19 protein-coding genes are annotated in these 23,279 nt (G+C 44.9%); 11 read left to right on the top strand and 8 right to left on the bottom strand.

Annotation, left to right across the window (positions count from 1 at the left end):
- The first annotated feature begins 1 nt into the window (after position 1).
- The 4 genes from CHRO_RS01275 (at position 2) to CHRO_RS01260 (ending at position 3,294) form a co-directional block, all read left to right on the top strand.
- Complete coding sequence (locus CHRO_RS01275; RefSeq protein ID WP_015152363.1) at positions 2-520, top strand: Jag family protein; 519 nt, start codon at positions 2-4, stop codon at positions 518-520.
- Between the two features lie 82 nt (positions 521-602).
- Positions 603-1,112, top strand: coding sequence for a YceD family protein (locus CHRO_RS01270; protein ID WP_015152362.1), 510 nt, complete (start codon positions 603-605; stop codon positions 1,110-1,112).
- Between the two features lie 11 nt (positions 1,113-1,123).
- Positions 1,124-2,638 carry an AAA family ATPase gene (locus tag CHRO_RS01265; protein WP_015152361.1) on the top strand — a complete coding sequence of 505 codons (1,515 nt, stop codon included), beginning with the start codon at positions 1,124-1,126 and terminating at the stop codon, positions 2,636-2,638.
- Positions 2,639-2,802: 164 nt separating this feature from the next.
- The gene (locus CHRO_RS01260) at positions 2,803-3,294 is read left to right on the top strand and encodes an SH3 domain-containing protein (RefSeq protein WP_015152360.1); all 492 of its coding nucleotides are present in this window, start codon (positions 2,803-2,805) and stop codon (positions 3,292-3,294) included.
- A 45-nt stretch (positions 3,295-3,339) separates the two neighbouring features.
- Here CHRO_RS01260 and CHRO_RS01255 read toward each other — a convergent pair whose 3' ends face one another.
- From CHRO_RS01255 to CHRO_RS01245, 3 genes are all read right to left on the bottom strand, one after another.
- Positions 3,340-3,795 carry a Fur family transcriptional regulator gene (locus CHRO_RS01255; protein WP_015152359.1) on the bottom strand — a complete coding sequence of 152 codons (456 nt, stop codon included), beginning with the start codon at positions 3,793-3,795 and terminating at the stop codon, positions 3,340-3,342.
- A gap of 244 nt (positions 3,796-4,039) precedes the next feature.
- On the bottom strand, positions 4,040-5,290 hold the full coding sequence (gene sigC, locus CHRO_RS01250; RefSeq protein WP_015152358.1) for an RNA polymerase sigma factor SigC: 1,251 nt from the start codon (positions 5,288-5,290) through the stop codon (positions 4,040-4,042).
- A 440-nt stretch (positions 5,291-5,730) separates the two neighbouring features.
- The gene (locus CHRO_RS01245; protein ID WP_051033319.1) at positions 5,731-6,702 is read right to left on the bottom strand and encodes an NAD(P)H-dependent glycerol-3-phosphate dehydrogenase; all 972 of its coding nucleotides are present in this window, start codon (positions 6,700-6,702) and stop codon (positions 5,731-5,733) included.
- A 319-nt stretch (positions 6,703-7,021) separates the two neighbouring features.
- On the opposite strand from CHRO_RS01245, the gene CHRO_RS01240 reads away from it, so the two are divergent.
- Entirely contained in the window at positions 7,022-8,437 is a 1,416-nt protein-coding gene (locus CHRO_RS01240; protein ID WP_015152356.1) for a CheR family methyltransferase, read from the top strand.
- 131 nt (positions 8,438-8,568) lie between these two features.
- Here the strand turns inward: CHRO_RS01240 and CHRO_RS01235 are convergent, their stop codons facing one another.
- A complete protein-coding gene (locus CHRO_RS01235) occupies positions 8,569-9,105 on the bottom strand; it encodes a P-loop NTPase family protein (protein WP_015152355.1) in 537 nt (178 codons plus the stop codon).
- A gap of 329 nt (positions 9,106-9,434) precedes the next feature.
- On the opposite strand from CHRO_RS01235, the gene rph reads away from it, so the two are divergent.
- Positions 9,435-10,163: a ribonuclease PH gene (rph, locus tag CHRO_RS01230; protein ID WP_015152354.1), complete on the top strand. Its 729-nt coding sequence runs from the start codon at positions 9,435-9,437 to the stop codon at positions 10,161-10,163.
- A 256-nt stretch (positions 10,164-10,419) separates the two neighbouring features.
- Here rph and CHRO_RS01225 read toward each other — a convergent pair whose 3' ends face one another.
- From CHRO_RS01225 to CHRO_RS01215, 3 genes are all read right to left on the bottom strand, one after another.
- Complete coding sequence (locus tag CHRO_RS01225; RefSeq protein WP_015152353.1) at positions 10,420-11,241, bottom strand: hypothetical protein; 822 nt, start codon at positions 11,239-11,241, stop codon at positions 10,420-10,422.
- A 445-nt stretch (positions 11,242-11,686) separates the two neighbouring features.
- Positions 11,687-11,899, bottom strand: coding sequence for a type II toxin-antitoxin system HicB family antitoxin (locus CHRO_RS01220; protein ID WP_015152352.1), 213 nt, complete (start codon positions 11,897-11,899; stop codon positions 11,687-11,689).
- Positions 11,899-12,084: a type II toxin-antitoxin system HicA family toxin gene (locus tag CHRO_RS01215; RefSeq protein WP_015152351.1), complete on the bottom strand. Its 186-nt coding sequence runs from the start codon at positions 12,082-12,084 to the stop codon at positions 11,899-11,901. Before CHRO_RS01215 ends, CHRO_RS01220 begins: the two co-directional genes overlap by 1 nt.
- 774 nt (positions 12,085-12,858) lie before the next feature.
- On the opposite strand from CHRO_RS01215, the gene bchB reads away from it, so the two are divergent.
- From bchB to CHRO_RS01185, 5 genes are all read left to right on the top strand, one after another.
- The gene (bchB, locus tag CHRO_RS01210; protein ID WP_015152349.1) at positions 12,859-14,385 is read left to right on the top strand and encodes a ferredoxin:protochlorophyllide reductase (ATP-dependent) subunit B; all 1,527 of its coding nucleotides are present in this window, start codon (positions 12,859-12,861) and stop codon (positions 14,383-14,385) included.
- A 121-nt stretch (positions 14,386-14,506) separates the two neighbouring features.
- Complete coding sequence (glyS, locus tag CHRO_RS01205; protein WP_015152348.1) at positions 14,507-16,663, top strand: glycine--tRNA ligase subunit beta; 2,157 nt, start codon at positions 14,507-14,509, stop codon at positions 16,661-16,663.
- Between the two features lie 681 nt (positions 16,664-17,344).
- Entirely contained in the window at positions 17,345-18,814 is a 1,470-nt protein-coding gene (locus CHRO_RS01195; protein WP_015152346.1) for a glycoside hydrolase family protein, read from the top strand.
- Between the two features lie 148 nt (positions 18,815-18,962).
- Positions 18,963-20,489 (top strand): glycoside hydrolase family protein, encoded by a 1,527-nt coding sequence (locus CHRO_RS01190; RefSeq protein ID WP_015152345.1) that lies wholly within the window; start codon positions 18,963-18,965, stop codon positions 20,487-20,489.
- Positions 20,490-20,654: 165 nt separating this feature from the next.
- The gene (locus tag CHRO_RS01185; RefSeq protein WP_015152344.1) at positions 20,655-21,725 is read left to right on the top strand and encodes a glycosyltransferase family 4 protein; all 1,071 of its coding nucleotides are present in this window, start codon (positions 20,655-20,657) and stop codon (positions 21,723-21,725) included.
- 98 nt (positions 21,726-21,823) lie between these two features.
- Here the strand turns inward: CHRO_RS01185 and CHRO_RS01180 are convergent, their stop codons facing one another.
- On the bottom strand, positions 21,824-23,260 hold the full coding sequence (locus tag CHRO_RS01180; RefSeq protein ID WP_015152343.1) for an O-antigen ligase family protein: 1,437 nt from the start codon (positions 23,258-23,260) through the stop codon (positions 21,824-21,826).
- Positions 23,261-23,279: the final 19 nt, after the last annotated feature.

The raw sequence follows: 23,279 nt of genomic DNA, 5'->3' as shown, positions 1-23,279 counted from the left end.
CATGAGTGACGAGCAGATCGGGCAGCGGGGTCAGCAATGGCTAGAGCAACTCCTGCAACTGTCAGGAGTCTCTACTCAAGTTACAGCTAAACTGCAAACCCCAAAGACAGCAAACAGCGACCCAGAAGAACACGATAGTTATTGGCTGACAATCGAGCAAACTAGTTTACCACCAGAGCAAGTCCAAGCTTTGATTGGTGCGGAAGGTTCGGTTCTAGATGCCATTCAGTATCTTGCTAATGCTACCCTGAATTTAAATCAACCTCAGGAACGGCAAGCCGCTTATATAATTGAGCTGGATGGCTATCGTTTGCGGCGACAAGCAGAAATTCAAGCGATCGCCACCTCAGCGATAGAACAAGTCCGTACCACAGGACAAGAGGTGGAGATCAAATCTCTTTCGTCCGCTGAAAGGAGGCAAATTCATACTTTTTTGAAGGATTTTCCCGATTTAGAAAGTTTCAGTCGTGGCAAAGAACCGCATCGTCAGTTGGTGATTCGCACGATCGGTAGTAGTTAGACTGGAAATGAATTCGGAATTCGGAATTCGGAATTCGGAATTGAGGATTTGAGATTATTTAATTTACAACTTGGCAAGCCCTATGGAGGCAATTTACATTCCTCATCTGACCACAGCACCGCAAAAAACTAGGGTCATCGAGGTTGATGAGTTCTTACCCGATCTAGACACCCTAACTCCGGTGCGTGGTCAGGTGCGCGTGCAACACGGTGGCAACTACTTAGAGGTTTCAGCTCAGGTAGAAACCATCGTTACCTTAACTTGCCATCGCTGTTTGCAACAGTACAACCATCGCCTGAAAGTAGAAGCTTCAGAAATTATTTGGCTAGATCCAGAAGCAGGTAAAGAAGAAACTGCGATCGAGTTAGAAGTCGCATTTGAAGATCTGGTCGAAACTTTACAGCCTACAGGTCATTTCGATCCTGGGGAGTGGTTGTACCAGCAGTTATGTCTAGCCATGCCTCAGCGTCAGTTGTGTGACAGTCTGTGTCAGGGCATTCAACTATCGCCGCAGCCAGAAGAACCGTCAGAACCATCAAGCGATCGCCGCTGGGCATCTTTAGAATCCTTGAAAAATCACTTGTCTAATTAGGGACACCTGATATGAGCTTCCGCGAAGAGTTTGCACTGTTGCTACGCGCCCGCTACCCGATCGTCTATATTCCTACCTATGAGGAAGAACGAGCCGAAGTAGCAATTCGGGAAGAAGCCCGCATCCAAGGAAATCGCGCTGTCTATAATTGGGATTTTGTCGATGGCTACCAAGGTAATCCTAACGATGCTGGTTTCGGTCGTCGCAATCCTCTACAAGCTCTAGAATTTGTCGAGAAACTGCCTGCTTCGGCTCCGGCAGTTTTTATTTTGCGTGATTTTCATCGCTTTTTAGAAGATGTTTCCGTGTCGCGCAAACTCCGCAACTTAGCGCGGGTACTCAAATCGCAACCGAAAAATATCGTCTTGCTGTCGCCACGAATCGTCACTACGGAAGAATTGGGTGAAGTTTTAACCATTTTAGAATTTCCCCTACCCGCAGCCGCTGAGATTAAGTTGGAGGTAGAACGCCTTTTGGCAGCCACAGGGCAATCTTTAGAGGCTAAAACGGTAGATGAACTCGTGCGTTCGTGCCAAGGATTATCGATCGAACGGATTCGGCGGGTACTAGCAAGAGCGATCGCCTCTCACGGAGAGATTCAACCGGAAGATGTCGAATTGGTTTTGGAAGAAAAGCGCCAGACCATTCGCCAAACTCAAATTCTTGACTTTTACCCTGCCACTGAAAAAATTTCGGATATTGGCGGTTTAGACAATCTCAAAGATTGGTTGTTACGTCGGGGTGGAGCATTTAGCGAACGCGCTAGGGCATATGGTTTACCCCATCCACGCGGACTGATGTTAGTTGGAATTCAGGGAACGGGTAAATCGCTAACAGCGAAGGCGATCGCCCACCACTGGCACTTACCTTTGTTACGCTTGGACGTGGGGCGATTATTCGGTGGTTTGGTCGGAGAATCGGAATCTCGCACTCGACAAATGATTCAAGTCGCAGAAGCTCTATCTCCCTGTATTCTCTGGGTAGATGAGATTGATAAAGCTTTTGCCGGGTTGGGAGCAAAAGGCGATGCTGGCACGACTAGCCGCGTCTTTGGAACATTTATCACTTGGTTGGCAGAAAAAACTTCTCCCGTGTTTGTCGTTGCTACTGCCAACGATATTCATGCTTTACCACCCGAGATGTTGCGTAAAGGCAGATTCGACGAAATCTTTTTTGTTGGTTTACCGATTCAGGAAGAACGCAAAGCAATTTTCACCGTCCATTTATCTCGCCTGCGATCGCATAATCTCAAAAGTTACGATCTCGATCGCCTTGCCTACGAAACTCCTGATTTTTCTGGGGCAGAAATCGAGCAAACAATCGTGGAAGCCATGCACATCGGCTTCAGTCAAAATCGAGACTTTACTACTGACGACATTTTAGAGGCGGCGAGTCAAATCATTCCTCTTGCCCGTACTGCCCAAGAACAAATTCAGTTTTTGCAAGATTGGGCAGCGGCTGGAAAAGCCCGTCTTGCCTCTAAACACAGCAGCCTGAGCAACCGAATTCAGCGGCAATTGCAGTAGAACAGTTATCAGTTATCAGGGAGCAGGGAGCAGAGGGGCAACTACCAATTACCCATTACCCATTACCCATTACCCATTACCAATAATTAAAAAATCTACTACATTCAGACGATTATGCTAGGATTCGTGCTGTAGTGATTATGGGACAATAGTAGGGTATCGCCATGACTTTGGCAGGAGCAGCTAAATTTGTCCTGGGTGTTAGCTTAGCGCTGGCGATCTTGGCTGGTGGTAGCGCCGCAGTTGCTTTATATTTTATGTATAGAGTCACAACTCATCCGCCTAAGCCGACTTTTGCTAACGAACTCAACCAAAAACCAAAAGCTGTGCCTGCTCCGAAACAGCAAGCACAGCCTGAAATATCTAATCCCGATAATACTAATAACGCTGAATCTACGATCGAGAAAGCGGATTCTGACACTAATTCTACTGAGCCTCTAGCGCCAGGAACCTATAGAGCTAGGGTGTCTTGGGAAAAAGGCTTAAGTCTCCGTGCCGAGCCTGGAGCGGGTGCTGAACGCATCGGCGGGTTGGAATACAATCAACAAATCGTAGTTTTAGAAGCAAGTCCAGATAAAAATTGGCAAAGAGTTCGCTTATCGGATAGCGATCGCGAAGGCTGGATCAAAGCAGGTAACATTGAGAAAATCCAGTGAAGAGCAAGCTGCGCTCGACAACCGACAACCAATAACACCAAGATTCTAGATCGGCAACAACGCTCTTTGACAAGAAGGACAAACAGCATGAATTGTTAGTTGGCAATCGAGCAAATGATACCCTTCCTTTTCAGCTGTTTTTGAGCCAATTTTTAAGATGGAATCGTTTTTAAACTCGATTGTTTTATTGCACCTAACACAAATTAAATGGTGGTGGTGGTGAGGGTAAGGCTGATTGATCTCGTAATGTTTATGTCCCTCTCCTAACTCCAGCTCACGCAGAATTCCCATCCGCGCCATTAACTTTAGAGTGCGATAAATCGTTGACAGACTGATTCCTGCTGTTTGAGTTTCTAATTGTTGGTAAAGCTCTTCCGCACTTAGATGTTTTCCTCTAGGCAGTTCTTGAAAAACCTGTAGGATCGTTTCGCGCTGCGGTGTGAGTCGCCAACCCCGCTCGTTGAGTTCTGCCTTAAGTGAGGTAGCTGAGTATGCAGTCATAACCACCTTTTTAAGCAAGCTTAATAATTGATAAGTATAGTCAATTATTGGTTGAAGTGTCAACAAGCTATAACTATTGAGAATGATTTTTAAGAAAAGAGAGTCGTAGTTTACAGATAATAAAAATCTTCTGGCTAAAAAATAGGCAGAAGAGGTGAAGAACGAAGAATGAAAGTGAATCTAACTAGGTTGTAAAAAACACGGTCACGATCCTTCACCCGATCGATGTTGTTAGCTCAAATTGTTAGCTCAAGGACTCTAAGTAATCCCGCACGCGATTGCGTCGTTTGGGTTGTCGTAGCTTTTGTAGTGCTTTAGATTCAATTTGACGCACTCTTTCCCGTGATAAGTCTAAAGCGCGTCCAATTTCGGCTAGAGAGTAACAGTGTCCGTCTCCCAGACCAAAGCGCATCAAAATAACATCCCGTTCGCGATCGGTTAAATCTGCTAAAAGTTGCTGTAAATCTCGATGGAGAGCTTCACGCATGAGCAACTCTTCAGGGGAAATACTGTCGTTTTCGAGTAAATCTCCTAACTCAGTATCTTTTTCCTTCCCAACTTTTGTTTCCAAAGATACGGAACGAGGAACTCTCAGTAGCACTTCCCGTACTTGAGGCGCAGTCATCTCCAATTCGAGCGCAATATCTTCGATTGTAGGGGTACGACCTTTTTCTTGCGCCAGTTTTCGCTGAGCTTTCTTAATTTTATTCAGTTTTTCTGTAATGTGAACTGGAAGACGGATGGTACGGCTTTGGGTGGCGATCGCGCGGGTAATACCTTGACGAATCCACCAATAAGCGTAGGTGCTGAAGCGATAACCTTTGGTAGGATCGAACTTTTCTACCGCTCTTTCTAACCCCAGAGTACCTTCTTGAACCAGATCTAGCAGTTCCAAACCGCGATTTTGATACTTTTTCGCAACTGAAACAACTAGGCGTAAATTCGCCTTGATCATGTGTTCTTTGGCATGAATCCCGTCGTTTTGAATTTGCTCTAATTCTTCGACGGTAATTTTGGCAATTTCAGCCCAACGGCGCTTCCCAACTGCCAAAGCGGGTTTGAGTTCCATCACGGATATACCAGCGCTAGCAGCCCATCGTTCTAAAGAGGGGCGGTGTCCTAGCTCGGAGGTCAGGCGCTCTTGGGCTTCAATTAGGGTGATGTATGTTTTGATAATCGAGTCGTCCTTTGCTGCATGACTGACGCACAGCGCCCGCATTCGCAAATAACGCTGCACTTTTTGAGCTTCGGAAACTTCTTCATCTCTTTCTAGCAGGTGGACGCGACCGATCTCTTGCAGGTATAAACGAACTAGGTCTGTAGTCCGACGGGTAACACCAGGTTGTAGGCTCTCCCGCTCGTTAGAGTCAATATCCAAAGTCAGCAGGTCATCTACGCCCAGATCGGTATCATCTTCTGGATAATCTGACCGAAAGCGCTGGGGTGCTGATTGGGGTTCGTAGGCTGCGTCCGCGTAAAAAGATAGTGCTTGCATAGGGGTTATCTCAACTGCTCCAGGTGACAATAGACTTCACTCGGTTGCTTCTTGTTGCTGATGCTATTGTTCCCAGCGATCTTGGCGAACTAACATCTTGCTGCTAGATTTACGAGGAAACTTGACGATCGCGCCCACTAACTTCAGGAATAACTCCAAATTTTCTAGTGAATTCAAGTACGAACTGATACTGCTACGGATGTTAGGATTGCGGATACTTAAAGCAGCAATTTGGTTTCAATATCTTGTTGAAAGGCTGAAAAGTATCGCAAAATAAGCGTTTCAAGAATAAACGCGATTTAAGATAAATGTGTGAGATCGCACCCCAGTGTAAACTACAATTTTTGCCTGAGAAATTTCGGAGAATCAGCCGCGATCGCGTAAAGTTTTATGAAATTTGTGTGGATTTACGTAGGAGCGATTCGGTCAAACCATCGCCTCTACAATAATTCCGATTTGAGGTCGCGCAGCATCAGTGCTTCCAGCGCTTGCTTGGGTGTAATTTCCGCTTGCAGGAGACGATAAACTTCAGCCGTAATCGGCATATAGATGTCTTGCTGGCGAGCGCGTTGCATGAGTACCTGAGTCGTATTCACGCCTTCAGCTGTTCCTTCTAGGTGAGCGAGAATTGCGGACAGGGTTTTACCTTGGGCGAGTTGATATCCAACTTGATAATTACGACTGAGGGGACTGTTACAAGTTGCCAGCAGATCGCCCAAACCAGATAGACCGTAAAAAGTTTCTGTTTTTGCTCCCCAGCTGTTGCCGATGCGGATAATTTCCGTCAGTCCACGGGTAACGAGTGCAGCTTTAGCATTTGTACCCAACTGCAAACCATCGCAAACACCCGCCGCGATCGCCATCACATTTTTCAGCGTTCCCCCCAACTCTACGCCCAAAGGGTCGGAATTGGTATAAACGCGGAACTGCGGTGAAGAAAATACTGCTTGCACTGCTACTGCGGCGTTGTCGTCAGTACTACCAGCAACAGTTGCAGCGGGTAATCCTTGTTGAATTTCCTTGGCTAAATTAGGACCGCACAGTACAACTACCGAGCGATCGGGAAAAGCCGCCTGCCAAATCTGGGCTGGGGTGAGAGTTGTGACCGGATCGAGTCCTTTGGTTGCCGTGACAAAAATTGTTGTCGGCAAGAGGGGTAAAGTCTGAATTTCTCGAACGACTGTTGCTACACCCTGCATTGAGACAGCAGAAACAACTACATCCGCACGTTCGATCTCGCTAGGCGAAATTGCCCCATCGCGCCGCGATCGCACTTGCACGCGATGACCATTAGCTGCTGCGAGAGATGCTAACGTCGTTCCCCAAGCCCCAGCACCTAGAACCACCACCGATCTTGGATTTTGAGTTGAGTGTTGGCGATCGCTAGCGAGAGACTGGGATTTTGGATGAATCACAAATCTAAAATCTCAATTATGACTCAATTTTTAGAGCGGATTTTACCTGAGAGCCTCGCTCTCTAGTCTAGGTTAACTCGATCGATCCGCCCCAGTCTATTGAGGGTAACGAAAGAAAACTGGTAGAGCGACACAATGTCAGTGTCAGTAGCATAGAGACACCATACTCGGTCGAACTCCACAATGGGACGTTCCATGTCGAAAGTTTGGGAGTTGAGTCAGGAGCAACCGCGATCGGCTGGCTATTTTCGCTGAAGTCGCAATAAGTTTTGTATTAAGAATTTTAAACTACCAAGATAAACTTTAAAATTTATTAATGAAGCCCCCCGAACTCGATCGAGATTTTGAAGCGTTATTAGACTACCTCAAACGCAACCAGAGTTGTGACTTTACAGGCTACAAACGCCCTACCTTAATGCGGCGTTTCTCTTGCCGAATGCAGCAGCTCCACATTGAGCGCTATCAGGACTATTTACAGTATTTGCAAAGCCATTCTCAAGAGTGGATTGAGCTTTTAGACTCCATACTGATTAACGTTTCTAGTTTCTTTCGCGATCGCGAAGCTTGGGATTATCTAGCCAGCGATATCGTGCCTCAAATTATTGCTAGCAAACAGCCTGACGAACCGATTCGCGTTTGGAGTGCGGGCTGTGCTTCTGGGCAGGAAGTTTACAGTTTACTCATTTTGTTTGCAGAAGCTTTGGGAATTGAGTCGTGTTTGCAGCGAGTTCAACTCTATGCTACCGATGTGGATAAAGTTGCCCTTCAACAAGCACGACAAGCGGTATATCGCGCGAATGAAGTGAAAGGACTTGCTCCAGATTTACTCAAGAAATACTTTGAGCCAACCGAGCAAGGCTATGCTTTCGATCGCAGACTTCGCCGTAGGGTCATCTGTGGTTGTAATAACCTAGCTGAAGATGCACCGATGTCCAAAATCGATTTGCTGGCGTGCCGTAATACCCTAATGTATTTCAATCCAGATATCCAAGCAAGAATTCTGGTTCGCTTTCATTTTGCGCTGAAAAACAACGGCTTTCTCTTTCTAGGTAAGCATGAAACACTGACCGCTCAAAGACCGATTTTCATGCTAGAAAATATCAAGCATCGAATTTATATCAAAGGACTACATTTGGAGTTAGGCGATCGCCTCTCAATCACTCCTAAATTTCGCCTAAAGGAAGCTAGCGATTCACTAGTCTCCCAACTATGCTTTTGGCAAGCTGCATTTGAGACAAGTCCTTTTGCTCAGCTATCGGTCGATCTGAATAATCGTTTAGTTGCTGCTAACGAACAGGCAAACTTTTTATTTAGATTAACGCTCTCCGATTGGAGCCTTCCGTTTTCAGAACTTTTACCCGGAAAGTTAGTGAGTTCCCATGTTGCGATCGGCAAATTTTACTGCGATCGTCGTCCAGTCAATTTGAAAAATATTAAGTGGATAACTTCAGAAGGAACAAAGTATCTCGATATTTTTATCGCACCTGTTTTCAGCACAAATAATGATTTGCTGGGAGTTAACTTGACGTTCATCGATGTCAGCGATCGCCAACAAATCATAGAAAAACTAGAATACAAATATTCGGAATTAGCCAGAGTTTCGGAAACATGTCAGGAAACAAAAACGGCACTTGATACAACTCGTATCGAGCTGGAAGAGACTCAAAAAGAATTAGAAGCCTTACATCAAGAAATACAATTTATCGAAAGAGATATGCAATTTAGAAATTGATGGCAATTGCGATCGCTCTGCCTGACTTCATATCTTAAATTACGGGACTGGTACGTCTCGAACGCGCGACATAGCGCTTTAGGAGGCACTATTTATATAATAAATTCACAGGCATTCTAGCCTAGAAAAACTTACATCTGGTGGCTGCGCCGTACTTCTGTAATCTGATCTGCCACATCGAGTACGGGTTGAGGCATATTCGAGCCAGTCAAAATCACATCGACGTGCTTGGGGCGATTTTGAATAAAATCTAAGACTTCTGCCAGAGGGATTAAGCCAAATTCGACAGCCACGCTTAATTCATCTAATACTACCAATGAGTACTGCCCTTGGGAAACAACTTGGCGCGTATGCTGCCACAGTTCTTGTAAAGAACGGTTTTCGGATTCGTCTAATTGTGGCGTGTCAATGCAACGGGGAAGATTGCAGCGAATCCAATCCAAGTTTTGCCCCAACTTAACTGGATGACAATGACCCTGATTTATCCCACCTTTGAGAAATTGGACGATGAGCGCTGGAGTCCCTTGACCGGAAACCCTTAAAGCCTGTGCCATCACGCTTGTCAAAAAGGTACGACGAGAGCAAGTAAAGACTTGTACTAATCCTTCAACTGTGTATGGTGGTTGGCAAGGAGAATGAACGGTTGGGGTCTCTAGCTGAGCAATCATAAAGTCACTTTTATCCAGATGCTTGAGTTAAAGCTGAGTTCGGAGAAACTGCAATATGCGATATATAGTGTAGTCTTGCAGAATACTCCTTAGTGAAACACTACATCTATGTTTTAGTCAATAGGAAACTATCCTCTGGGTCGCAATATCGCTACTATAAGTCCCAGTTGGCGGAGATTCTGTTGCAGCATTTTGACTTTTGACTTCCCAGCATAGCGATCGCCCTCCACATATTCCACGCCAAAAGTTTACAAAAAATTAAGCCTAGCGAAAGTGTTAACTGTATGCTCGACCCTGTATTCTGATTTAGGTCACTACAGCTAAGAACCATGACCTGGGAGCGTTTGGATAATCGGTTAGCAAATCAACTGCGTCCTATCAGTTTTACACGGGATTTTACTCGTTTTGCCACTGGCTCTGTTTTAGCTCAGTGCGGCGATACTCAGGTGTTGTGTAACGTATCGATTCAGCCTGGAGTCCCTAGATTTTTGGAAGGTTCGGGCAAGGGTTGGCTGACGGCTGAATACAGAATGCTTCCCACTGCTACCCACCAACGCCAAGAACGAGAAACCTACAGGCTGTCTGGACGGACGCAGGAGATTCAAAGGTTAATCGGACGCAGCTTGAGAGCCGGACTCGATTTAGAAGCATTGGGAGAGCATACAGTCACCGTAGATGCTGACGTATTGCAGGCGGATGCAGGTACGAGAACCACAGCAATTACAGGCGGGTTTGTGGCGCTTGCCGATGCGATCGCCAAGCTTTTAGAACGGGGAGATCTGACGCGATCGCCCATCCGTCACCAAATCGCCGCCGTTTCTGTAGGTTTGCTTGAAGGTGTGCCATTTCTAGACCTCAACTACCAAGAAGATGTCGCTGCCGATATCGATTTCAACGTGGTCATGAACGACCAATTAGAAATTATCGAACTCCAGGGAACCGCCGAAGCAGGTAGTTTCAGCCGCACTCAATTGGATCGAATTATGGATTTGGCAGAACTTGGAATTAAAGATTTACTAGCAGCACAACGTCAAGCCTTGGGCGATTTCAATCTTTAGGTGCAAGCTATTGTTGATAGGTTAAAAACATAAGGGGGCGGGATAGAATATGGTTCGCAGTTGTGGTATTATCTACTTTATAATGGGAATATTTTTGATTTTTAAAAAAATGCTTAGATTTCCATTATGAAGTAAACCATCTAGGTAATTGATAATATAGTATCACGAGCGATCGCATTACTAATTACATATTTGTACAGGAATATTGTCATAGAAATCCCAGAGTAGGGTGAGCAACGCCCACCTTACTAAATGATTATTTCACGCCGTCTAAATCGGTAGAAAGCGTCTTCAAGCTAGTCAAAACAGTATCTCGTGGAGGCTGTGCTTTGCTCAGTCCAGAATTCACATCTTGCACCCCTGCTTCTAGCCTTTGGTAGGTGTCGGGAGATTTTTGTTTGACGCTACCACCAAACTTATACCAGGTTTGGCGAGCAGCACCAAAAGCAGTTTTTGCAGTAGCAAAATCTTTTGATTCTACAGCAGTGCTTGCCTTAGCTAGTTCGTCTTTCATTGCTACCAAGTTACTTTGAATAGCTGTAGCACTACCAGCATTGCTATTAGCCGTTCCCGTCTCAGTAGGGGAACTGGTGTTAGCAGCTACCCCAGGAGTACCACTTGTAAGACTGCTAAATGCGGTTGAAAGTCCCTGTAATTCCGTAGTGAGTTTTGCTACATTTGGCGAACCCGATTTCAAGTCTGTCGCAATAGTTGTAATTTTCTCGCCAATGGTTTTGGTAGCATTGGGGGATACAGTCTTGAGAGTACCTTCTAATCCTTTCCAGCTATCTTGTAGCTTGGTAAATTCAGTTTGTGCGGCTGAAAAGTTACCAGCTTTCACAGCAGATAAAGTTTGGGTTGTGCCATCAGTCAAGGGACGAATCGTTGCTTTGAGATTTCCCAAATTACCAATCGCACTGGTTGTTTTGCTAGCAACATCTTGGGCTTGTTGAGCCACATTTTGAGCTTGATTCGCTTTGTCTTTAAGTTGTGAAGCTTGCTCTTGTACTCCTCCACAGGATGCTAAAAACAGCGAAGTAGCCAGAGTTAAACCTAAATTTGGGCAAATTTTCTTCATAATTCAAGATTTTGTCAGAATTTTCACTCTGAACGAGCATCTTACAAAATGAATTATTGTTTGCATATAGCTAACTGATTAGCTTGATTTATCAGTCATTATTTCATTTAAAAATAAAAATTTCCCGCGCTTAAAATGTCGCGATTTGCAGTACATATATGACTATTTTGCTAGGATTTGAGCGTTCTAGCCAAGCAATCGATTGGAATTTCTTATAGAATGCTTTTAAGAGAAAGCTTATAAGAAAATCTTCAAGTTTTTTAGTTAAAATTTGCCCGAACTTTTGAATCTAAAAACTCGAATCAGAATCTCCCTTTATTTCCCTGGATGCGATCGCCTAGATGTAAAGATTTATACATTAGCTGTGAGCGATCGCTACAGGTTCGACTCGATAATAAGTCTTTCGTCTGATGGTGATGACTCAGCCGTAGCAAGATAAATTTAATCAAGCTGCTACTTCAATATAAACAGATGACGTAGACGGCTGAGGAATTTTGTAACCTTCTAACTTAAGTCCCTCTAAATGAAACTCTATTGCTTCGCGCATATTTTGCTCCAACTCTTCACGAGTTTCACCAGTGGAGACACACCCAGGTAAATCGGGTGAATATGCTGAATAACCAGTTGTTGTTTCCTCAATAATAATTAGATACCGCATTACTTTAAACCTGCCTGCTTTAAAATACTATCTAATGTTCCTGGTGCAAGATCGTCGCTCAGCTTTCCTGGAACAGTAACTAAGCCAGATTTTGTAGGGTGTTTGTATTGACGATGGCTACCTCTAGTTCGAGCTAAATACCAACCATTTTCCCCGATAAGTCTAATTACTTCTCTAACTTCCATTCGCTAAGCGTAGAAATGGATATGAGATCGAACAATAATTTCATATAAATATTTATCAGACTGGTTTTATCCTACAAGTTGGACATATCTAAAAAACGCTCTGCTCTCTTATATGAATTTATAACAACAACTGACAGAAATATACAGACTCCAGGCACTGCAAGTTGAAGCAGAGTATTTCAGCAATCGATCGGCAATTATCAAAATCAAAAGCAAACCTAATATCTCAGCTCCCAAAGTAAAAACCCTGTCCAACTCAAGAAAAAATCCAGCCAATTTTCTTCTAGATAAATTTTAAAAACTTGAAGATAGTGGTGAAAGGGAAATGTTTTTTATTAGCTAATAGTGTAGCAAGCATAGAACCAGCAGTTATCTAGTGTGGTTTTAAGGGTAACTTCCGAACAGTTTGTATCGTAAATTCCCAAGCTACAGAAACAATATTAACCTCGAATGTGAATAAGTTAAAATCACCCATTACTTTACTCCTCGAAATGAAGCAAAAGATATAAATACAATCTTAGTCAAAGACTTTCAAGGCAGCATTTTGAATACAACAGAATATAACTAAACATCAAGAATCATTGCGGGAATCAAGCGATCGCTTGCCACTTGAACATCCCAATTCATTGTCCCATCATAATTACAGCCATTCTTCCTCGCGTACAGTCATTCAACGCCCCGTGTTTAGTGCGATCGCAATGTTTGCGACAATCAACAAACAAACGGACTTTAATATTCAACGATTCGCATTTCACAGAGGGGAGTATCGTAGATATGAAATTGGCTTACTGGATGTATGCTGGTCCCGCACATATAGGAACCTTGCGTGTCGCTAGCTCGTTCAAAAACGTCCACGCAATTATGCACGCGCCTCTAGGCGATGACTACTTCAACGTCATGCGATCGATGTTGGAGCGAGAAAGAAATTTTACCCCAGTTACAGCTAGCATTGTAGACAGACATGTCCTTGCCCGTGGTTCTCAGGAGAAGGTAGTAGATAATATCACCCGTAAAGATGCGGAAGAACACCCAGACCTGATCGTATTAACTCCTACCTGTACCTCCAGCATTTTACAAGAAGACCTACAAAACTTCGTCGAAAGAGCATCGCTGGAAGCAAAAGCTGACGTACTACTGGCGGATGTCAACCACTACCGCGTCAACGAACTACAAGCAGCCGATCGCACTTTAGATCAAATTGTCCGCTACTACATCGAGAAAGCACGCAAGAAAGGCGAACTACCTACAGCTAAAACCGAAAAGCCTTCAGTCAATATCATCGGTGTGTCTACTCTAGGTTTCCACAACCAACACGACTGCACCGAGTTGAAGCGGTTAATGGCTGACTTGGGAATCGAGGTAAATGCTGTCATTCCCGAAGGTGCTTCCGTTCACGAGTTAAAAAACTTACCCCGTGCGTGGTTTAATCTTGTCCCATATCGAGAACTCGGCTTGTTGACAGCCAATTACTTAGAGCAAGAATTTGGCATACCCTATGTCAATATTACTCCGATGGGTGTAGTCGAGACTGCTCGTTGCCTACGTAAAATCCAGCAGATTATTAACGCTCAAGGTGCTAATGTTGACTACGAAGAGTATATTAACAACCAAACTCTCTACGTATCTCAAGCTGCTTGGTTCTCGCGTTCGATTGACTGCCAAAACTTGACGGGTAAAAAAGCTGTCGTATTTGGCGACAACACCCACGCCGCCGCCATAACTAAAATTCTCGCACGGGAAATGGGAATTCACGTTGTTTGGGCTGGAACTTACTGCAAATACGATGCTGACTGGTTCCGCGAACAGGTCAGCGAATATTGCGATGAGGTGATTATTACAGACGATCACGGTGCAATTGGAGATGCGATCGCCCGTGTCGAACCTTCTGCTATATTTGGTACGCAGATGGAACGCCATGTAGGTAAGCGGTTAGATATCCCTTGTGGCGTAATTGCTGCACCAATCCACATTCAAAACTTCCCCATCGGTTACAAGCCTTTTATGGGTTACGAAGGCACAAATCAAATTGCCGATTTGGTGTACAATTCCTTTACTCTGGGCATGGAAGACCACCTGTTAGAAATCTTTGGCGGACACGACACCAAGGAAGTAATCACCAAGGGAATATCTGCCGATACTGACTTGGCTTGGACGAGAGAAGCGCAAGCAGAATTAAATAAAATTCCTGGTTTCGTGCGCGGAAAAGTCAAGCGGAATACCGAAAAATTTGCCCGCGATCGCAATTTTACCGAAATCACTGTCGAAGTGATGTACGCCGCTAAAGAATCTGTGGGTGCGTAAGATTAGTAGGGTGCGTTAATTAATGCACCCTACCAATCGTCCATCATACCCAATAGGATTGCAGGCACGGTAAACTGTTGAAACTAGGTCTTTTATGAAGCCTCGCTCAATCTAGGGTGCTATGCCTAATTTCCTATTAGAAGTCGGAACCGAAGAACTCCCCGCCAGTTTTGTCGATAGCGCAATCGCGCAATGGCGATCGCGTATTCCCCAAAGTCTTACCAATCATAATCTTACGGCAGAAGCAATCGAAGTTTACGGTACTCCCCGCCGCCTCGCCGTACTCATCAAAGGTCTACCATCGCAACAACCAGACCGAGACGAGGAAATTAAAGGACCACCCGCGCAAGCTGCATTTAGAGACGGGAAACCCACAAAAGCTGCTGAAGGCTTTGCCAAAAAGCAAGGGGTAGAATTAGATGCTTTAGAAATTCGTCCTACGGATAAAGGCGAGTTTGTGTTTGTCCGCGTCTCTTATCCAGGTCGTCCTGTCGCAGAAATCTTGTCTCAACTCGTCCCTGAGTGGATTTTCGGCTTAGAAGGGAAGCGGTTTATGCGTTGGGGAGACGGCGATTTAAAGTTTTCCCGTCCGATTGTGTGGTTGGTCGCTTTATTAGATACAGAAGTCTTACCAATTCAAATTGAAAATAGTTCCGAAATAATTAAAAGCGATCGCATTTCGTGGGGACACCGCGTTTTACATCCAGAATCAATATCCATTCCCCAAGCCACTGATTACGTCTCTTGCTTGCGTTCTGCTTTTGTCGATGTCGAGGTCGAACAGCGCAAAGCAAAAATTGAAGCACAAGTCAATGCGATCGCGCAACAATTAAATGGTAGCGTTACGATCTATCCCGAATTATTAGCAGAAGTGACGAATTTAGTTGAATGGTCTACTGCTGTAGTCGGAAAATTCGACTCAGAATTTTTGAACTTACCTCCAGAAGTGATTACTACGGTAATGGTAAGCCACCAACGATATTTTCCCATATTTCAAGTAGGGGCGCACAGCCGTGCGTCTCTACTACCGAATTTTATTACTATTTCTAATGGAGATCCTGCTAAATCAGATATTATTGCCGCAGGTAACGAACGAGTGATTCGCGCCAGGTTAGCTGACGGACAATTTTTCTACAAAACCGATTTGGCAAAACCTTTAGAAAGCTATTTACTGCAACTCGAAAAAGTTACATTTCAAGAAGATTTAGGCTCAGTTGGCGACAAAGTTGGACGCATTATTAGTATCGCGCAGCAAATTAACGAACAGTTGCAAGTAAGCCAACAAGAACGCCACCAAATCGAACGCGCTGCTAGCTTGTGTAAAGCAGATTTAGTCACCCAAATGGTGTTTGAGTTCCCAGAATTGCAAGGCGTAATGGGACAAAAATATGCTATAGAAAGTGGTGAATCGGAAACCGTAGCTACAGCTATCTTTGAACATTATCTACCACGTAATGCAGGCGATCGCCTACCTGAAACTTTAGCAGGTCAAGTTGTCGGAGTTGCCGATCGCCTCGATACCATAGTCAGCATTTTCGGCTTAGGAATGCTACCTACAGGTTCCTCCGATCCTTTTGCTCTGCGCCGTGCGGCAAATGCGATCGTTTCCATTATATGGGCGGCTAATTTATCAATTAATCTTTACCAATTATTAGAGCAAACGGCAAGAGATTTTATTAAAACTTATGCCAAAACTAGTATGGAGACGTTAAACGCATCTCTACAGGAATTTTTCATTCAAAGAATTCGCACGCTATTACAAGAAGAACGAAGTATCGACTACGATTTAGTCAATGCCGTACTGGGAGAAAGCGATGCTGAATACAGATTACGGGCATTACAAGACTTATTAGATGTACGCGATCGCGCTCTTTTCTTACAATCTATTCGTAATAACGGCACTCTAGATAAAATCTACGAAACCGTCAACCGTTCCACCCGTCTCGCGGCTCAAGGAGATTTAGATTTCACGCAGTTGCAGCCAGAAAACTTAGTCAAGCCAAAACTTTTTCAAAAATCTTCCGAGCAAGCTTTCTACGATGCTTTATTGCAACTCGTTCCCCAAACTCAAGCCGCTAGAGAATCGCGGAACTATCAACAATTAGTAGATGCTTTGATTCAAATTGCTCCTACTGTTAGCAATTTCTTCGATGGAGAACAAAGCGTTTTAGTTATGGATGCCGATCCAGAAATTAGGCGCAATCGCTTGAATCTACTCGGTTTACTTCGCAATCATGCTCGCGTGTTGGCAAATTTTGGCGAAATTGTAAAGAACTAAAACATTAGGCGATCGCTCGATTAAGTTAGTAGCGATCGCAAATTTACAAGATTTTACTATGCTTTGTACGGATGCAGAGCCTAAATTTTTTTATTTTAATAAATTCCAAGATTGTATTCTTACAATTTTAAAATTTCAAGATAGCTATAACTATATTTCCAGTGAGATTGCTCAATAATATGCTCTGCATCCCTCGATTTAACAGTATTTTCACTAGTAGTATTTTTACGATAAAAGTTATATAAAACAAGGCTATCGGGGAAATCTCGGCTAGTAGGTAGATCAGTAAAATTCCTCTTGAATCCACATCTGAGTAAGCCTACTTTAGTTGTAGATTGGTCATGTAAAGCTCTTGTAAAGCATTCTGCTTTTTTCAGAAACTTCATTACCAAGTCCAAGTGTAATGACTTAAATTCTTTCCATTTCACTACACTGCTCTATTGCATAACCATACTGAAATAGTTCTTTCTTTAACTACTGGAAAAGCTATTTGCATAAAGCGCTGCTTCACTTTCCTTAGCCAGCTAACCCTTCCCTCTAGCTTGCCAATATTGCAGCGCGATCTTCAGCAATAAAGCAGCTTTCTGCACGATTGACTTCTCGTCTACTCAAACCGCATTGAGTAGCAGATGAAGTGCGATCGTCAACTCGTGCTGCATTAATTCCATTTAGAGGTAAACAATGAAATTCTACCAGAAACTACAAAACATAGCTCCAAAAAAGTTATCAGAACGACAAGCTAAATCGTCTAAGTCAATTGTTTCAGTATTAATTGCTTCAGCTCTCCTCTACACGTTGCCAGCAGCAGCCTTGACAAGTTTTCTGGGCATGAATAACGGCACTGGCTACAACATGGACTCAGGATACGTCGATCGCTCCATCCAACACACCAAAAACCTGGGATTAGAAGTCGTCCGTATGGGTATGGATAGCGTTTGGGGTAATACGGAGGGTGCAGGGTTTCATTGGTCGGGCAGAGATATGGTTGTCGATAAATATCGCAATGCTGGACTCAAAATTCACGCCGTGTTATCAGCACGGATGCACGTCAATCGAGACGGTAACTACGAGAAATGGAAAGCAAACTTCCGCTATTTTACTCGTAACGTCATGATGCGCTACAAAGGCAAAATCTTTTACTACATCATCGATAACGAGCCCGATCTCGACTATGGCAACGGTAAAATGTCAGCTCAAGAATGCGTTGACATGACTCGGATTGCCTACGAAACAGCCAAATCCATCGATCCTAATATTAAAATTGAGTCGCCACCCGTGATGGGAATTGAATCCGGTCTGCTCAATGAGATGTTAGATCGCGGCATCGATAAGGTCAGCGACTATATCGGCTTGCACGCCTATGGCGGACAGATTTCCGAGAATCGTCTCGGTCATCCTTGGAGAGTCATGGAAGCACGCGGCATCAGAAAGCCCCTTGCTATTAGCGAATCGGGATCGATTAACGAGTATTGCAACGGTTCCCAATTTGAAACCGAAGACTGTCGCCGCCGCTGGTTCCTCATGTTCGGGCTACAACTAAAAAGATTTGGTTACGACCACGCCATCCTATTCGATCTCGACGGTCACGATAGCTGGGCTGTTGCGCCAGACTTTAACCCCACGAAAGCTTATTACCAAATTAAAGATTTACGTCTAAATAAGACTTTCTCGAATGGCGGTTTTGAGTCAGCGAATAACGTTGAAAATGAGTGGACTCCTGCCGATAACAACGACGAGTGGATTTATAAAGGGACTTCACCTCATATCAACTTCGTCCAGAATGATAGCAATCAAGGAGGGCGTAACGGCAGTAAAGGCTATGTCAAGTTAGAGAGCGGTCGGGCTGGATCTGGCACGCCAATTAGAATCCGGCGAATTTTAGGCGATATGCCAAAAAACAAGAGGGTAGCAATTGGTGCTTGGGTCTATGTCAGTGGCGGAGCCTCAGCAACGCTAAAAGCTTTGGGGTATGACTTTAGAAATGGTGATGCCGAGATCTCGAAGACTTCAACTCAGAAAAACGGTTGGGAGTATTTAGAAATTACCGTTCCTATCTCCAGATATTGGGCAGTAGTCGAACTGGGAACGACGGGAACTGGCAGAGCAGGCGACTCTGTGAAGTGGGATGACGTGAGCGTCCGCGTACTCTAAGTGCGGACGTGCCATAGCTTAACCTAGATTTCTCAGCTTACCCGTGGAAAAGGCGATCGCCTTTTCACGGGTAAGTTATTATTTATGATGTTATCGTGACAGCAAAAAACTCTCAAATCGATTGCATAATAGCTCGACACTAATTGAAATGTTGAAGAGATCTAAAAAAAATTCGACTAAGTTTAAACAACCTGCTCGTCGTCGCTTGGGATTTAAGCTTTTATTGAGTGTCATTGCTGGGTTGATTATTTTTAGTTTAATTTCTATTTATCTCATTCCAAATTTATTCTCTGTCACATCTAATAAACCTCCAGCGCGATCGCCCAGCGCTAGTGTCAGAGCTACTCCCAGCGGTCCATATCTGGGAATTAATAACGGTACTGGCTATAACACCGATCCAGCATATGTGGCGCGATCGATCAAACATACGAAGGATCTAGGCTTAGGCTTAGTTCGTATGGGGATGGATGGTGTTGGTGGTAAGACGGAAGGCTCATCCTTTGATTGGTTTGCTAGAGATATCGCCGTGCAGAAGTATCTCGATGCAGGGCTGAAAATTCATACAGTTGTATCTCCTCGATTGGGAGTCGATCGAGATAGCAACTACGAGCAATGGCAAGCGAACTTCAATTATTTCGTTCGCAATGTCATGGCACATTACAAAGGTAAAATTTTCTATTATATTATTGACAACGAACCAGAATTAGACTATGGCAATGGCAAGATGTCAGCTCAAGAGTGCGTAGACATGACTCAGATTGCCTTTAAAGCTGCTAGAGCCATTGACCCGAGAATTAAGATCGAATCACCCCCAATTTCAGGAATTGAATCCCATATCCTAGATGAAATGCTCGATCGCGGCATCGATAAGGTGAGCGATTACATCGGCTTACATGCCTATGGCGGACAAATCGCCGACAATCGTTTCGGGCATCCTTGGCGATCGCTAGAAGCACGCGGCATCAGAAAACCGCTTGCCATTAGCGAAGCCGGAGTCATTTCAAGCTGGTGTCCTGGTTCGGCGGCTGAAAAAGAAAACTGTCGTCGTCGGTGGTTTGCGATCTTCGGGCAACAGCTCAAAAGATTCGGTTATGACAACGCCATACTATTCGATCTTGACGGTCATGATGAGTGGGCGATCGCCCCAAATTTTAAGCCCACCACAACTTATCAGAAAATCAAAAGTATGCGTCTGAACCAACCACTCGCCAATAAAGGTTTTGAGTCTGCCAACAATCCTGAGACTGAGTGGGTACATTTTGGTGCTGGCGACATCGGCGATATGGGACCTTTACCTTACGTAACTTTCGTGCGTAACGATGCTCGTGGAGCGCACAAAGGTAAGGGTTACGTCAAATTGGATGGCACCGCAGCGGGTACGCCAGTCCGAGTCCGACGAATTGCCGGTCAGCTGCCACTAGGCAAAAAAGTGGCGATCGGTGCTTGGGCATATGTCAACGGCAATGCCAAGGCGACGCTCAAAATTCTCGGCTATGACGATCGCGACGGAGATGCAGAGATGTCAAAAACTGCCACCAAGAAAAATGGTTGGGAATATTTAGAAATCACCTTACCCATCTCCCGAGACTGGGCAGTCGTAGAGTTAGGAACTACGGGAACTGGAAAAAAAGGAGACTACGTGAAGTGGGATGATGTGACTCTCCGCACGTCCTAAGCTTGCGCATAAAACGCTCAAAAAATAGACAAATCGCAGCTACTATGGTGAAGGATTTATTTGCTTCTAGTTTATGCATAAATAACCTTCACTTTTTCAATCTTGTTCGTGCATATGGCACGCATTCATAACTTATCTGACATTGTAGAAATTGTAGGGATATAAATGCACGTACTGCATATTTTGAATCACGTGCTAGAAGCTGGTAACGGCATAGTTAACGTAGCGGTAGATTTAGCGTGTCTGCAAGCACAGGCGGGTTGCAAAGTGGGTGTGGCTTCTGCTGGGGGAGGCTATGAGAAGTTACTCATGCAACATGGTGTCGAGCACTTCAAACTAGACCAGACGAGAAAACCAATCGAGTTGATCGAAGCTGCTAGAGGTTATCGAGCCATTGTCAAAGAGTTTGACCCCAACATCGTTCATGCTCATATGATGACGGGAGTTGTCTTAGCAAGTACTTTGAGATTTCAGTCGCAATACGCTCTCGTATCGACGGTACATAACGAATTTCAGCGTAGTGCTGTTCTGATGGGTTTGGCAGATCGCGTCATTGCAGTCAGCAAGGCTGTGGCAGACTCTATGGTACGGCGTGGTATTCCAGAGCAAAAACTGCGGGTGATATCCAACGGTACGCTAGGTAGCCCTCGGACTTGCCAACTCAAAGAGTGCGTCCCCGTAACTCTAAAACACCCAGCGATCGTGACCGTGGCGGGAATGTACAAACGCAAGGGGATTGCTGAGTTAGTTGCTGCCTTTGCCCAAATTGCTGCTGATTTTCCTACAGCTCATCTTTACTTAGTTGGGGATGGTCCCGATCGCGAACTATTTGAAGCTCAAGCACGGAACACGCCTGTTAGCGATCGCATCCACTTCGAGCGGTTTCAACCACAACCGCAACGCTATTTAATGGCTGCTGACATTTTCGTACTGGCTTCCCACCGCGATCCCTCTCCTTTGGTGATTCCAGAAGCGCGGGAAGCAGGATGTGCTATTGTTGCCACTCACGTCGATGGCATTCCTGAAGCTTTGGACGGTGGGAAGGCAGGCATCTTAGTCCCAGCAGCAGACAGTCATGCTTTAGCAGCTGCTCTGACTGAATTACTGAACGAGCCGCCAATTCTCCACGCTTGGAAAGACAAAGCACGACAGAATATAGAACGTCTGACGGCGACTAGAGTTCATCAAGAAACCCTAGCAGTCTATGACGAACTTGCCATGCGTGAAGACAGTTAACAGTTATCAGTGAAGAATGGGGTGTGGGGTGTGGGGAGAATTCGCAAGCGCGGAATTCAGAATTAATCGATCGGTGGTCGCTGGTCACTGGTCACTGGTCACCGATCCCTACTCCCTACCATATTCGTTGACTGCGATCGCTTCTGCTGCTGGTAGTAGTTACGTGCTGCCAAACACATAGCCACAAAGCACCAAAAAACCATACCCGCAAGCGAAACTATGGTATTTCCCAGTGGCATCTGAACGAGAACGCCAATACTAATCGCACGGGCAGCACTAGCAAAAGAGTCCAACCGCAGTTCGGAATTTTGCAGCAGCGTATAGATAATGAGAACAATGCCCCCCAAGTAGGGGATCGCACCAAACCAGCCCAGGGTGAAGAATAAATCGAGAACGCCACTGTCGAGGATAACTTGTTCTAACTGACCTTCACTGTTAGTAGCGTACATCCCTCCCAACCCTTTACCGAGAAAATCAGATAGGGCAAGATTGAGTTGTTGCTCGTAGGTAGCAGCGCGATCGTTAGCACTGGTATCTTTTTGAATCTCTGAAAAGGACTGTAAGCGAGTATTAATGACTTCCGAGAAAGGCTCGATCGTTGCCAACGGGATCACGCACACAGACATCACTAAGATGGAAATAATTAATCGTCGCTGTAGGCGTGCTTTCATGGAAGTCAGCAAGGTGATAAGTGCCACTAGCCACCCGCCCCATGCTGCTCTTACTGCCGATAGCAGAAAAGCCAAATACCCCCCTACAGAAGCAGGGATACGCAAAGTTCCTTTCGTGTTAAATAACAACACCAGACCCGCCATCATTGCCACGGCAAAAGGAAAGGGCGAATGCATGGTACTAAACACGCGAATGCCAAGTGGTTCTGGTCTGCCATTTGTCACCAATTCTGTTTCAATAATCCAGAACCGATCCCACATTGGTGCAACTAAGTATTGCACGACACCATAGACACCGGAAACTAGCACGCCCCAAAGGAAAGTCTGCTGAATTATCTTGCTGAGCTTGGGATAATCGCGCCAGTTGATAAATAGATGGAAGCCAAACAGGATTGGCGTGAACCAGTCCAGACTCGCTCGCGTTGCTGCCATAGGCGAATTCTTCACCAATCCGATTAGAAAACCATAGAGTACGGCAACAAAAGCCAAGATCAAGGGTAAGCCGCCTTGACGATATGCTTTAGGTAAATAGCGGATGAGAGTAATCCCGCTTAGCAACGAGACGAGAAAAGGCGTGACCAGCATTAAACGCTGTGCATCCCAGCCGCTCTTAAAATCGACGATGCGAGCAAGCAACGGCGTGAGAAACCAAATCCACCAAGTAAAGCTGACGTAAAAGACAGGATAGCGAAAATAGAGAAACGCACCCACAACAAAAGCACTTAGGGGAAAAGCGTAGCGTGCGATCCCGCTAGCAGCAACCAGGCACAGTGCTGTAATCAGTGAAAATCCGATAATTGCCATCCAAGCTGGCGCTGGTTGCAATCCGAAAGTAGGAGTTGAAAGTGTTTGCTTAGAGTTCACCTAATAGCATCTCCATGAT

It is taken from the genome of Chroococcidiopsis thermalis PCC 7203 (genome assembly GCF_000317125.1).
Taxonomy (GTDB): Bacteria; Cyanobacteriota; Cyanobacteriia; order Cyanobacteriales; family Chroococcidiopsidaceae; genus Chroococcidiopsis; species Chroococcidiopsis thermalis.
Note: the sequence above shows the minus strand (reverse complement) of the source record. Positions and strands in the feature narration are given on the sequence as shown.